The sequence below is a fragment of the Microbacterium sp. CH12i genome (genome assembly GCF_000685355.1).
Lineage (GTDB): Bacteria > Actinomycetota > Actinomycetes > Actinomycetales > Microbacteriaceae > Microbacterium.
Map to the genome: position 1 here is coordinate 39,158 of NZ_JHET01000012.1, position 12,912 is coordinate 52,069.

11 protein-coding genes and 1 tRNA gene are annotated in these 12,912 nt (G+C 64.0%); 8 read left to right on the forward strand and 4 right to left on the reverse strand.

Annotated features, from left to right (window positions below):
- Positions 1-28: 28 nt before the first annotated feature.
- Positions 29-481, reverse strand: a complete 453-nt coding sequence (locus DC31_RS14790; protein ID WP_051607070.1) for a MaoC family dehydratase — start codon at positions 479-481, stop codon at positions 29-31.
- A 98-nt stretch (positions 482-579) separates the two neighbouring features.
- Here DC31_RS14790 and DC31_RS14795 point away from each other — a divergent pair, with 98 nt between their 5' ends.
- Positions 580-1,071, forward strand: a complete 492-nt coding sequence (locus tag DC31_RS14795) for a MarR family winged helix-turn-helix transcriptional regulator (RefSeq protein WP_036281563.1) — start codon at positions 580-582, stop codon at positions 1,069-1,071.
- A 61-nt stretch (positions 1,072-1,132) separates the two neighbouring features.
- Here the strand turns inward: DC31_RS14795 and DC31_RS14800 are convergent.
- Both DC31_RS14800 and DC31_RS14805 read right to left on the reverse strand, forming a co-directional pair.
- A tRNA-Arg gene (locus tag DC31_RS14800) sits at positions 1,133-1,205 on the reverse strand.
- Between the two features lie 16 nt (positions 1,206-1,221).
- Positions 1,222-2,022: an SGNH/GDSL hydrolase family protein gene (locus DC31_RS14805; RefSeq protein WP_081813894.1), complete on the reverse strand. Its 801-nt coding sequence runs from the start codon at positions 2,020-2,022 to the stop codon at positions 1,222-1,224.
- An 81-nt stretch (positions 2,023-2,103) separates the two neighbouring features.
- On the opposite strand from DC31_RS14805, the gene argS reads away from it, so the two are divergent.
- Positions 2,104-3,768: an arginine--tRNA ligase gene (gene argS / locus DC31_RS14810; protein WP_036281466.1), complete on the forward strand. Its 1,665-nt coding sequence runs from the start codon at positions 2,104-2,106 to the stop codon at positions 3,766-3,768.
- 17 nt (positions 3,769-3,785) lie between these two features.
- Positions 3,786-4,559 (forward strand): LmeA family phospholipid-binding protein, encoded by a 774-nt coding sequence (locus tag DC31_RS14815; RefSeq protein WP_160173255.1) that lies wholly within the window; start codon positions 3,786-3,788, stop codon positions 4,557-4,559.
- Here the strand turns inward: DC31_RS14815 and DC31_RS14820 are convergent.
- Entirely contained in the window at positions 4,556-5,665 is a 1,110-nt protein-coding gene (locus DC31_RS14820) for a YihY/virulence factor BrkB family protein (protein WP_235201555.1), read from the reverse strand. The genes DC31_RS14815 and DC31_RS14820 overlap by 4 nt on opposite strands.
- A 78-nt stretch (positions 5,666-5,743) precedes the next feature.
- Between DC31_RS14820 and lysA the strand changes: the two genes are divergently transcribed.
- The 5 genes from lysA to prfA all read left to right on the forward strand — a co-directional run bounded on the left by lysA (position 5,744) and on the right by prfA (position 12,871).
- Positions 5,744-7,153: a diaminopimelate decarboxylase gene (lysA, locus tag DC31_RS14825; RefSeq protein ID WP_036281468.1), complete on the forward strand. Its 1,410-nt coding sequence runs from the start codon at positions 5,744-5,746 to the stop codon at positions 7,151-7,153.
- Positions 7,150-8,499: a homoserine dehydrogenase gene (locus DC31_RS14830; protein WP_036281471.1), complete on the forward strand. Its 1,350-nt coding sequence runs from the start codon at positions 7,150-7,152 to the stop codon at positions 8,497-8,499. The genes lysA and DC31_RS14830 overlap by 4 nt, the downstream gene beginning before the upstream one ends.
- Positions 8,499-9,431: a homoserine kinase gene (gene thrB / locus DC31_RS14835; RefSeq protein WP_036281473.1), complete on the forward strand. Its 933-nt coding sequence runs from the start codon at positions 8,499-8,501 to the stop codon at positions 9,429-9,431. The genes DC31_RS14830 and thrB overlap by 1 nt, the downstream gene beginning before the upstream one ends.
- Positions 9,432-9,598: 167 nt before the next feature.
- Entirely contained in the window at positions 9,599-11,767 is a 2,169-nt protein-coding gene (gene rho, locus DC31_RS14840) for a transcription termination factor Rho (protein WP_036281475.1), read from the forward strand.
- Positions 11,768-11,791: 24 nt separating this feature from the next.
- A complete protein-coding gene (gene prfA / locus DC31_RS14845) occupies positions 11,792-12,871 on the forward strand; it encodes a peptide chain release factor 1 (protein ID WP_036281478.1) in 1,080 nt (359 codons plus the stop codon).
- The last annotated feature ends 41 nt before the right edge of the window (positions 12,872-12,912 follow it).

A 12,912-nucleotide genomic window follows, 5' to 3' on the forward strand; every position in this document is an offset into this window, starting at 1 on the left:
TTTGAAACTGGATGATGATGTCGTCGGGCTATGCGTAGAAGCGCTGCAAGCTCCGTGCCACGAGAGCGGGCTTGGTGCCGCCCTCGAGCTCGATCGTGATGTCGATGACTGCCTGCACGCCGCCGGCAACCTCAATGAGCTCGGCGATGGTGGCGGTCAGTCGGATCTTCGAGCCAACCTTGACCGGGGTGACGAAGCGCACCTTGTCGAGTCCGTAGTTGACTTTGGTGCTGACGCCATCGATATCGAACAGCGCCGTCTGCAGCGGGATCAGCAGCGAGAGCGTCAAAAACCCATGAGCGATCGGTGCTCCGAACGGACCCTCAGCGGCGCGCACGGGATCAGTGTGGATCCACTGATGATCGTCTGCCGCGTCTGCGAACTGATTGACACGTTCCTGCGTGATCTCGAACCAGTCGGTGTAGCCCAAGTCTTTCCCGACGTAGTCGGTCAGCTCGGCGTAGGGGATCCTCGTCGTCATTGACACTCCTTGGTTGTGGTTCCTAGAAGTCATAGAACCTCATATTATTGAAAGTGTCAACTATTGAGACGATCTCGTAACCTTGTATGATCGTGCGCATGACGAATACGACGGCGACGCCTTCTTCCACCGCGCAGGCAGCTGGCTCTGAGCGCCTGTGGACGACGCCGGTCGGGGCTGACCTCGCCTTCCTGCTGGCGCGGGCGAACGCGCTTTCGCTCAGCCGAATCCATCAGGTGCTCGAAGAGCTCGGTCTGAGAACGCGCGCCTACTCGGTGCTGGAGATCGCAGCCTCTGATGCCAGGCCTTCGCAGCGGGAGCTCGCGGAGTTCCTCAGCCTAGATCCGAGTCAGATTGTCTCGTTGGTCGATCAGCTCGAGAAGCGTGCTCTAGTGAGCCGTGAGCCTGATCCACGCGATCGTCGAGCCAACGTCGTGGTCGCGACGGCAGAGGGACGCCTCCTAGCCGGCCGCGCACGCGAGGTAATCAACGATTCAGACGCGGAGTGGTTCTCGTCGCTCACTCCCGATGAGATGGATGTCTTGACGACGGTATTGCGCAAGCTGGCAAGCGCTCCCCTCGACGAATAACGAGGCGCTGCTACCCGGAGCAATGCGAAAGGCCGCCAAGAATGGCGGCCTTTCGCAGATGTGCCCCCGACTGGAATCGAACCAGCGACCTACGGTACCGGAAACCGGCGCTCTATCCACTGAGCTACGGAGGCGTACCGATCGACAATATCATTGCTCGGGGTCGGGCTCTGCACCGTCGGCCTGAGTGAGTGGCGCCGACTCGATATCGGCCAGCGCGGCCGCCACCTTCTCCGCCAGATAGCGGTGCCCCTCGTTCGACGGATGCTTGTTGCCTAGGTCGACGTCGATCACGCCAAGGTAGTTCTGCTCGGTGATCCACTCATCCTGTACGGGGGAGATGTACCACCAGCCGCGGGCGCCGGCGACCGCGGCGAGGTCGTGATCGATCCGCACCGTGCCAGGGTCAACCGGAAGTTGGTGAGGTGCCGGACCCAGCACAACTATTTTTGCTGCCGGGTAAGTCCCGGCCAATGCAGCCCAGGCGGCAGTTACGGCTTCGCGGTAGCCCTCAGCGCCCTGAGCGCGATCATTGATTGACCCCTGAATGATGACGAGATCAGGCTCGAGTGTCGGATCCAACGCGGCGATGCGTTCTCCGAACGCGGGCCCGTCGATTCCAGGCTTCAGATACCCGCTGCCACGGACGCCGTCGACGATCGTCTCACCGTCCAGCAGATCAGCCAGTAGGTAGGCATAGCCGAGGGTCGGTTCGCTCGCCGCGGCACCGTACGTCCACGAATCTCCGAACACGAGTACGCGAGGATGCTCGGGCAACACGAGCGGCGCCGGAGCCACCGTGACGATCTCATCAGAGGCCAGGATCGGGGCATCCATGGCCGCCGGAACCCACGGACGCCAGACGCCCAGCACGACAGCAGACACGGCGACCACGAGCACGACGAACAGTGCGGTTGTGCGCACACCGCGCTTCGTTGTCCCCCGAGCCATGGCATGAGGGTAAACGATCGTTTGCACATCGCCTATTCGACGCACGGGTCAGAGCGGCTCGCGCCTTAGACTTGACGGGATATGAACCCCGATACTCTCGCCGCAGCCATTCTCGCCGTCGTCACGCCGATCGCGGCATCCCTGCGACCCGATGACACGCTGAACATTGACATTTCTGACATTGTTCTGGAGCGTCCGCGCAACCGTGACCATGGCGATTGGGCATCGAACCTCGCGATGCGCCTCACGAAGCAGCTCGGCACGAACCCGCGCGAACTGGCACAGAGGATCGCTGAGGGTCTGGCAGATGTCGACGGTGTCGCCAGCGCAGAGGTCGCGGGACCCGGCTTCATCAACATCCGTTTGGATGCCGCCGCCGCAGGAATCCTGGCCAAGACGATCGTTGACGCCGGCGCCGCATACGGCACGAACGACTCGCAGCAGGGTGTCAGCGTGAACGTCGAATTCGTGTCGGCGAACCCGACCGGACCACTGCATATCGGTCACACTCGCTGGGCGGCTCTGGGTGACTCGATCGTTCGGCTGTTGATTGCGAGTGGAGCTGAAGCCATTCGTGAGTACTACATCAACGATGCCGGTGCACAGATGCAGCGCTTTGCGAGTTCTGTCGTCGCGGCTGCGAAAGGCGACCCGACACCAGAGGGCGGGTATCCCGGGGCGTACATTGCGGCCCTCGCTGCGCGCGTGCTCGAAGCTCGCACCGACCTGCTCGACTTGCCTGATCCTGAGCAGCTGAAGGTCGCTGAAGACCTTGCCTACGAATATCAGCTCGCTGAAATCAAGAACTCACTCGATGCGTTCAACGTGCCGTTCGACGTCTGGTTTTCCGAGCGCACCTTGCACGCGAAGGACACTTCCGGTTTAAGCCTCACCGACCAGGCGGTCGATCGCCTGCGTGAGCAGGGTCATGTCTTCGATCTGGATGGCGCAGTCTGGGTGCGCACCACCGATTTCGGCGATGATAAGGACCGCGTCATCCGCCGCTCCAATGGGGAGTACACCTACTTTGCCGCTGACGCCGCCTACTATCTGAACAAGGGTGATCGCGGCTTCGAAAACAAGATCTACCTGCTCGGTGCCGACCACCACGGCTACGTGCACAGACTGAAGGCGATCGCGGGAGCAGCCGGGGAGGACCCGGACAAGAACATCCAAGTGCTTATCGGACAGCTCGTTTCTGTCCGCGGCGCGCGTCTTTCGAAGCGTGCAGGCAACATCATCGAGATGGACGATCTGCGCGAATGGATCGGCACTGACGCTCTCCGGTACGCGCTGGAGCGTTCGCCTGCCGACTCGCCGCTCGACCTCGACCCTGAACTGCTCCAGAAGCGCACGAACGACAATCCGGTGTTCTACGTGCAGTACGCCCATGCGCGAACCCACAATGTCGGACGCAACGCCGCCGATTCCGGCGTTGACCGCTCTGAGTTCGCTCCCGAGACGCTCACGCACGAGTCGGAGTCTGCGCTGCTCGGAGTTCTGCAGGAGTTCCCGCGCATTGTGGCGTTCGCCGCCCAGGTGCGCGAGCCGCACCGCGTCGCGCGTTATCTGGAAGAGCTCGCTGGCCTCTATCACCGCTGGTACGACAGTTGCCGTGTCATTCCGCTGAGTGATGGCCCGATCGAAACCGTGCACCGCACGCGCCTCTGGCTCAACGATGCTGCCGGCCAGGTGCTGCGCAACGGACTCGACCTGCTCGGTGTCTCTGCCCCGGAACGCATGTAATGACCGAGAACGCGGTCGTGACCGAACGCACTGCGATGACGCAGCAGAAGCCACGGCGGGCGCGCTGGCCGTGGGTTCTGCTCATCGTCGTGGTGGTGATCGCTGCGCTCGCGGTAGCGGCAGAGTTCCTGGCACGCAGCATCCTGCCTGGCATTGTCCGCGGGATTGTCGTCGAGCAGCTGGAGCTTCCGGCAGATCAGCAGCTCGATGTTGAAGCGAGCGGCATTCTGCTGCCCCAGCTGATCGGCGGAAAGCTTGACGAACTGCATCTTTCGACTGAGTCGGTGACCATCGGCGGCATTACCGGCGCGGCCGACGTCACAGCGTTCGGGGTGCCGTTGCAGGGTGGGGACCTCACGGATGCGCGGGGCACTGTGCGCATCGATCAGAACCAGTTCACTGCACTCGTTGCGGCATCCGATTTGCCGATCGATGAGATCACCTTCGCGGCGCCGGATGTCACGGCATCCGGCAGTCTTGCCATTCTCGCTCTGCCGATTCCGGTGTCGCTAACGGTGACACCGAGTGCGGATGCCGGAGAACTCGTACTCACCCCGATCGAACTTCAGGTGGCGGGGCTCACACTGAACGCCGCCCAAATCGCGGATCGCTTCGGCGACGCTGCGGCGCAGCTCACCCAACCGCAGCGGGTCTGCATCGCCGATCAGCTACCGGCAGGCCTCACCATGACCGGGCTGTCGATCGAGGGATCCGCAGCCATCATTGACATTGACGTCGACGGTGCGATCGTTACTGACCAGTCGCTGCAAGACAACGGAGTCTGCCCCTAAGAGCGCTCAGCGGCTTCTGCTCTTTCGGCTGCGCGGAGCGCTGACGTCGCGACCATCACATCTTGCCGCGCGCGCTGCACGCGGCGCTGGGCGAACGAGCGCGCACCCTGCGTTGCCAGTACTCGGTCTTGTTCCTCTTCTGCACCGGTGATGATGTAGGCGCACGCGACGAGGATGACCTGTGTACTGAGGTTCAGCCAGATCAGAAGCGCCAGCAGCGAGGCGAACGACGCCAGGAGCGGATTCGATGTCGCGCCACCCACGAAGAGGCTCGAGAGCTCCTGCAACACGAGCAGCCCCACGCCACCCAGCAACGCGCCAGACCAGACCGCACCCGCCGAGGCACGCTGTCCGGAGAGGAGTCGGAAGATTCCGAAGATCAACACGGTGTTCAACGCGAACACAACCAGGAGCGACGCGATCCGGATGCCCCATACCGCGCCAACGGAATCCGACGGCAGACCGAACAGATCCGTGATGAATCCGATTCCGATGCGTGCGAGGAAGGTCACCGCGGCTGCGGCGATGAAAGAGACTGCGATACCGACCGCGAGCGCCAGGTTGCGCAGCATCACCCAGAGCCAGAACATGTCGTCGAGCACGACGCCGGCGATGGTGCGTACCGCGGTGCGCAACGAACCGATCGCGCCGAGAGCAGCGCCTACCAGGGCGACCAGCGAGACGATTCCGGCGATAGACAGCCCCGCCGGGGCCTCGATCGACGAGGGGTCCTTGACGACGCCGTCGGGACCGAGCAGACCAGGAACAGCCGAGTTGACCGCTTTGATAATCGCGTCCCACGCGGAGTCGTTCCCAGCGAGCCAGATCGAGGCGATCGAGAAGCCGAGCAACAGTCCCGCGAACACACTGAACAGTGCCCGGTAGGTGATGCTGTCGGCGAGCATCGGACCGCGTCTTTCGGAGTAGAGCAGGGCGGCGCGCACAATCTTCCGTCGTAACGCCCAAGCGATCACGGACGCCATCAGTCCCGCGATGCCACCGGGCTTCTTCGTCGCTCGGAAGGAGCCGTATTCGTGCTGTCCATGCCTCAACCGTAATGAATCGAGATCTTCATCCGCGAGGGGCTTGCCGATGTGGGGTGGCACTTCGCGGTGCCATAGAATCGGGGCAACCTCGCGCGGCGTTGTCTTCCCCGAGGATCCCCTCCCGACGATTGGTGATCTGTGCTTCCCACTGCAGACTCGCTCGCCCCGGAATGGCTCGTCGAGCCGAAAGATGCCAACGCGTTGGCATCAGGCGTCTGGCCCGCATCCGCAAAGCGCGACACGGATGGGGCGCTCTTCCTCGGCGGCATCTCAACGACCGAGCTGGCCCGCACCTATGGCACTCCGCTCCTCGTCCTCGACGAGAACGAGGTGCGTGCGCGTGCGCGTGCCTTCTACCGTTCGTTCACCTCTGCGGCAGAAGCACACGGCACTACTGCGCGGATCTACTACGCCGGCAAGGCCTTCCTCTCCACAGCGATCGCCCGATGGGTGACCGAAGAGGGGCTGAACGTCGACGTCTGCACGCGCGGAGAGCTCGAGGTCGCGCTCGCCGCAGGCGTTGATCCGGCCCGTATCGGCTTCCACGGCAACAACAAGTCGGTCTCCGAGATCGAGCGGGCCGTCGAAGTCGGGGTAGGCACGATTGTCGTCGACAGTGCCATCGAGATCGAGCGGATCGCCGCAGTGACCGCGCGCACCAGAAGCATGCAGCGAGTTCTCGTTCGGGTCAACAGTGGCGTGCACGCCGAAACCCACGACTTCCTCGCGACCGCCCACGAAGACCAGAAATTCGGAATGCCCTTCGCGGATGCGGAAACCGCCGTCGCCCGCATCCGCGAGTTGCCAGGACTGGATTTTCTCGGCCTGCACTGCCACATCGGCTCACAGATCTTCGGCGTTGCCGGGTTCCGCGAGTCCGCATCACGTCTCTTAGAGCTGCACGAGAAGCTGCGTGCTGGCGGCGATATTCCGCTGTTGAACCTCGGCGGCGGATTCGGCATCGCGTACACGAGCGTCGATGATCCGACGCCCATCGAGCAGCTCGCTGAAGAAATCGTCGCCGCAGTGGCAGAGGGCTGCGCGGCGCGCGGCATCCCGATCCCGATGCTCGCCTTCGAACCGGGCCGTGCGATTGTCGGCACGGCAGGAGTCACCCTGTATGAAGTCGGCACAACCAAGGATGTGCGCCTGGGCTCTGGGGCGAGCCGTCTGTATGTGAGTGTCGATGGCGGTATGAGCGATAACGCTCGTCCCGCGCTCTACGGCGCGCAGTACTCTGCCCGTCTTGCCTCGCGGGCAGGCGAAGGGCGCCCTGCATTGGTGCGTGTCGTCGGCAAGCACTGTGAGTCTGGCGACATCGTGGTCGACCACGAGTACCTGCCCGGGGATGTCACGCCGGGTGACCTCCTGGCGGTCCCGGCCACCGGCGCATATTGTGCCTCGCTGTCGAGCAACTACAACCATGTTCCACGGCCCGCAATCATTGCGGTCGCGGAAGGCCGTTCGCGCGTGATCGTACGCGGCGAGAATATCCAAGATCTGCTGGCGCGTGACGCCGGAATCAGCACGAATGAAGGAGCACAATGACCGATCTCCAGGCGAGCAACTCGACTCAGTACCGCCGACTGCGTGTGGCGCTGCTCGGCGCCGGAGCTGTCGGGTCGCAGGTCGCTGATCTGCTGCTGCGTCACGGCGATGAGCTGGCCGACCGTGCGGGCGCGTCTCTCGAACTTGCTGGCATCGCGGTACGCGACGTCAACGCAAAGCGTGATGTTGAGCTTCCTGCAGAACTGTTCACCACGGATGCTGAGAGCTTGATCGTCGGCAGTGACATCGTCATCGAGCTGATGGGCGGCATCGAGCCCGCCCGTGAGCAACTGCTTTTGGCATTGAATTCCGGCGCCGACGTCGTCACCGCAAACAAGGCGCTGCTTGCCACGCACGGTCCCGAGCTCTTCGAAGCCGCCGACCAGGTGGGCGCCTCGGTGTACTACGAGGCCGCCGCAGCGGGTGCGATCCCGATCATCCGACCGCTGCGTGATTCCCTCGCCGGCGACCGAGTGGTGCGAATCATGGGCATCGTCAACGGCACCACGAACTACATCCTTGACCGGATGGACACCGAAGGCGCTGACTTCGCCGAAGTGCTCGCCGATGCGCAGCGGCTCGGCTACGCAGAGTCCGATCCGACCGCCGATGTCGAGGGCTATGACGCCGCGCAGAAAGCGGCGATCCTCGCATCCCTCGCCTTCCACACCACCGTCCCGCTGGACGCCGTCTACCGTGAGGGCATCACGCAGATCACTCCGGCGATGATCGACGAGGCCCGCGCCGCTGGCTTCGTCATCAAGCTGCTTGCCGTGTGTGAGCGCCTCACCGTTGACGGCGCCGAGTCGATCTCGGTGCGGGTGTACCCGGCGCTCGTTGCGCGGACGCATCCGCTCGCGTCGGTGCACGGCGCGAACAACGCGGTGTTCGTCGAGGCTGAAGCTGCCGGATCGCTGATGTTCTACGGCGCGGGTGCCGGTGGCGTGCAGACCGCTTCCGCGGTACTGGGCGACGTCGTTTCTGCCGCACGTCGACACATCGCCGGTGGTGTAGGTGTGGGGGAGTCCACCAGAGCAAACCTCCCGACGGTGCCGATCGGGCACGTCATCACGCGCTACCAGGTCACGCTCGAGGTCGCTGACCAGCCAGGCGTCCTCGCGTCGATCGCGGGAATTCTCAGCGACGGCGGCGTCTCTGTCGCCACAGTCGTACAGACAGTCGAAGGCCCTTCGGCGGGCTCAGAGACCGACGGATCCGCCACCGCACGCCTCATCATCGGAACGCACAGGGCGCCGGAGCAGGCGCTGAGCGATACCGTCGAGCGCCTCGCATCCTCCGCTGTCGTTGACCGTGTGGTCTCCGTGCTGCGTGTGGAAGGCGAGTGATGGCCGAGGATCAACGCACGGTCCTTGTTCGGGTTCCGGCCACCAGCGCCAACCTCGGACCGGGATTCGACACCCTCGGACTCGCACTCAGCGTCTACGACGAGCTGACCGTTATCGCGTTGGAAGAGGACCGCCTCGAGATCGAGGTCACGGGATCTGGTGCTGCCGAGATTCCACGTGACGAGTCGAACCTCGTTGTCCGCTCGATCGAGCATGTTTACAAGGACGTCGGTCGCCAGATGCCTGGCCTGCGGATCATCGCGAACAACGGTGTGCCTCACGGCCGCGGTCTGGGTTCATCGGGAGCCGCCGTGACAGCGGGAGTGCTCGCCGCCAAGGGGCTGCTCGAGGGCGACGTCGACTTCACCGACACCGACTTGCTGCGACTGGCGACAGAACTTGAAGGACACCCGGACAACGTGGCGCCGGCGCTCTTCGGCGGCCTCACGATCGCGTGGACGGGGGAGCGCGGACCCCAGCACAAAAAGCTTCTCGTGCACCGCGGCGTCGCCCCCCTTGTGCTCGTACCGGAGAGCACGATGTCAACGACGCTCGCGCGCTCGCTGCAGCCACCGCAGGTGTCGCGTGAGGATGCGATTTTCAACGTCTCCCGGTCTGCGCTGCTTATCGCCGCTCTTACTCAGAGCCCCGAACTGTTGCTCGACGCGACTGCCGATCGCCTGCACCAGGACTATCGGGCCGAGGCCATGCCTGAGACACACAAGCTCGTTCAGACGTTGCGCCAGGCCGGCTTCGCCGCGGTCGTCTCAGGAGCAGGCCCCAGCGTTCTCGTGCTCGCTGACGGGCCGGGAACTCGTCTGGATGCTGTGGAACTCGCAGCTGCCACGACACACACACCGTGGGAGGGCCTCATGCTCGCCGTCGACGTGCGTGGTGGTACAGTAAGGACTCGAGCGGAGGGCTCCACGTAATTTCGTGAATCTGGCCCCCATCGCAAATCTGCGAGATCCGCACGTAACCCCCAGAACCGCAATCTTGGTTTTGGCTGGCGGGCACCGAGTGCTTGCCCGTGCGATCGCGCGCAGCACCCGTTGTGCGCGAGACATGCTCATTTCCCACGACATATGAGGGAGTACTCGTGGAGAATTTCTCCGAGACCCAGAATGACCAGCAGGCGTCGACAGTATCCGCTGACGCCCCGACGAACACCGCCGCAGCAGCAGAGGTAAAGGCGCCGCCGCGCAAGCGCGCTCCGCGCCGTGCGACCACCGCAACCGCCGCTGCAAAGGCAGAGCAGGCCGCCAGCGAAGCGCAGGCAGCTCCGGCAGCCGATGCCGCCCCGGCTGCGTCCGCAGCACCGGCCGCGGCATCCGCCGACGCGCCGGCTCCAGAAGCCGCACCGAAGGCGAAGGCACCTCGCCGCAGCCGCGCGAAGAAGGTAGATGCAGATGTTGCTCCGGCAGCGGCGTCCACTGACTCTTCGGCCGCAACCAGCGCACCTTCCGAGAGCGCACCCTCCGAGAGTGCACCTTCCGATAACGCACCCGCCGATGCCGCTCCGGCCGGGGAATCTGCACCTAAGACCACTGGTCGCGGACGCGGGCGTGCGAAGAAGGTTGCGCCCGCTGCCGACTCTGCAGCAGCCGATGACACGACGTCGAACGACAAGCCTGCGGACTCGGCTCAGACCGACCAGCCCGCCGAAGCCCCGAAGTCCGATTCCAACGACAACGCCGGGTCGAACGGCAACGCGCGGTCGAACAATCGCAACCCGCGGTCGAACAACCGCAATGCACAGTCAGACAATGGCAACGCGCAGTCCGACAGCAGCAACGCGAACTCTGACAACGGCAACGCGAACTCCGATAGCGCCAACACGCAGTCGAACAACGGCAACACACAGTCCGATAACGGTGGCTCAGACAGCAACGACGGCGACGAGGGCTCCAACCGCAACCGAAACCGCAACCGCAGCCGCAACCGCGGACGCACCCAGACCGGCGGCCAGGACACCCAGCAGCAGCAGAACAGCCCGGCTGATGACGACAATGCCAACGGCCGTGGCCGTCAGCGCAACAAGCGTCGCACCGGCGTGGCAACCGACGAATTCGAGACCGAGATCGGCGAGGACGACGTCCTCATCCCGATTGCGGGCATCCTCGATGTCCTCGACAACTACGCGTTCGTTCGCACCACCGGCTACCTTGCGGGCACGAGCGACGTCTACGTCTCGCTTGGCCAGGTGAAGAAGTACAACCTCCGCAAGGGCGATGCGATCGTTGGCGCGATCAAGCAGCCGCGCGAGGGCGAGCAGCAGGGGCGCCAGAAGTACAACGCACTCGTCAAGGTCGACTCGATCAACGGCCTGTCCGTTGACGATGCCGCGAACCGTGTCGAGTTCGGTAACCTCACCCCGCTGTACCCGCAGGAGCGTCTGCGCCTCGAGACCGCACCTGAGAAGCTGACCCAGCGCATCATCGACCTGGTCGCCCCAATCGGCAAGGGCCAGCGTGGACTCATCGTCGCACCGCCCAAGGCCGGCAAGACGATCGTCCTGCAGCAGATCGCCAACGCGATCGCGCAGAACAACCCTGAGGTGCACCTCATGGTCGTCCTCGTTGATGAGCGTCCCGAAGAAGTCACCGACATGGAGCGCACAGTGAAGGGTGAGGTCATCGCCTCGACCTTCGACCGCCCCGCCGAAGACCACATCACCGTCGCAGAGCTCGCCATCGAGCGTGCGAAGCGTCTGGTCGAGCTCGGTCGCGACGTCGTCGTGCTGCTCGACTCGATCACCCGACTCGGTCGCGCGTACAACATCGCGGCCCCGGCATCCGGTCGTGTACTCAGTGGCGGCGTCGACGCATCGGCGCTGTACCCGCCGAAGCGCTTCTTCGGCGCCGCGCGCAACATCGAGAACGGCGGATCGCTCACGATCCTCGCTACCGCGCTCGTCGAGACCGGCTCCAGGATGGACGAGGTCATCTTCGAAGAGTTCAAGGGCACTGGCAACAGCGAACTGCGCCTTTCGCGTCAGCTGGCCGACAAGCGCATCTTCCCGGCCGTGGACGTCAACGCGTCCAGCACGCGTCGCGAAGAGATGCTGCTCTCGCAGGACGAAGTGAAGATCACCTGGAAGCTGCGTCGCGCCCTTGCGGGTCTTGACACGCAGCAGGCTCTCGAGGTTGTGCTCGGCAAGCTGAAGGAGACGAACTCGAACGTTGAGTTCCTCGTCCAGATGCAGAAGTCGATGCCCGCACCTGTGGCTGGTGGCTCCAGCCACAGCCATGAGAACAGCATCCGCTGATCTGGCATTGATCGGAGCATAGGCGTGTTCGAGTCCGTTCAGGCACTCATCGAAGAGCATCGCCGGGTGCAGGAGGAACTCTCCGACCCGGCGGTGCACGCCGATGCTGCGCGCGCCAAGCGCGTCAACCGTCGCTACGCCGAGCTCAATCGGATCGTCTCCGCGCACGATGCGTGGGTGGCGACAACCGCTGACCTCGCGGCAGCGCGCGAGTTCGCCAAAGAAGACGAAGCCTTCGCCGAGGAAGTCCCCGCACTTGAGGAAGGGCTCGCCCAGGCGCAGGAGAAGCTGCGACGGCTGCTCATTCCGCGTGACCCGGATGATGCTCGTGACGTGATCCTTGAGATCAAGGGTGGCGAGGGTGGCGCGGAAAGTGCGCTGTTCGCCGCTGATCTGCTGCGCATGTACATCCAGTACGCGGCATCCAAAGGCTGGAAGACCGAGCTCCTGGAGCGCAACGAGTCTGACCTCGGCGGATACAAGGACGTTCAGATCGCGATCAAGGGGTCATCCACCGACCCTGCACAGGGCGTCTGGGCGCACCTGAAGTACGAGGGTGGCGTGCACCGCGTGCAGCGCGTGCCCGCGACCGAGTCGCAGGGGCGTATCCACACCTCGACCACGGGTGTGCTGGTGTTTCCAGAGGTTGACGAGCCCGAAGAGGTCGCGATCAGCCAGAACGACCTCAAGATCGACGTGTTCCGCTCGTCCGGCCCCGGCGGACAGTCGGTGAACACCACTGACTCCGCCGTACGCATCACGCACCTGCCGACCGGCATTGTCGTATCGATGCAGAACGAGAAGTCACAGCTGCAGAACCGTGAGGCCGGAATGCGCGTGCTGCGTGCCCGCCTGCTCGCAAAGCAGCAGGAGGAGCGAGATGCCATCGCATCTGACGCTCGCAAATCCCAGATTCGCGGCATGGACCGCTCCGAGCGCATCCGCACCTACAACTTCCCGGAGAATCGCATCGCCGATCACCGCACCGGGTACAAGGCGTACAACCTCGACCAGGTGATGGACGGCGCACTCGAGCCCGTTGTCGAGAGCTGCATCTCCGCCGACGAAGAGGCTCGCCTCGCCGCCGTCGGCTCAGATTCCTGAGGCGCGCCTGTCGCGGAGGAGCGCACGCGCTATGCTCAGGG

What these genes read in the sequence shown, in the direction of transcription:
- DC31_RS14790 (WP_051607070.1), bottom strand. Translation starts at nt 481, where the DNA reads ATGACGACGAGGATCCCCTACGCCGAGCTGACCGACTACGTCGGGAAA.
- DC31_RS14795 (WP_036281563.1), top strand. Translation starts at nt 580, where the DNA reads ATGACGAATACGACGGCGACGCCTTCTTCCACCGCGCAGGCAGCTGGC.
- DC31_RS14805 (WP_081813894.1), bottom strand. Translation starts at nt 2,022, where the DNA reads ATGGCTCGGGGGACAACGAAGCGCGGTGTGCGCACAACCGCACTGTTC.
- argS (WP_036281466.1), top strand. Translation starts at nt 2,104, where the DNA reads ATGAACCCCGATACTCTCGCCGCAGCCATTCTCGCCGTCGTCACGCCG.
- DC31_RS14830 (WP_036281471.1), top strand. Translation starts at nt 7,150, where the DNA reads ATGACCGATCTCCAGGCGAGCAACTCGACTCAGTACCGCCGACTGCGT.
- thrB (WP_036281473.1), top strand. Translation starts at nt 8,499, where the DNA reads ATGGCCGAGGATCAACGCACGGTCCTTGTTCGGGTTCCGGCCACCAGC.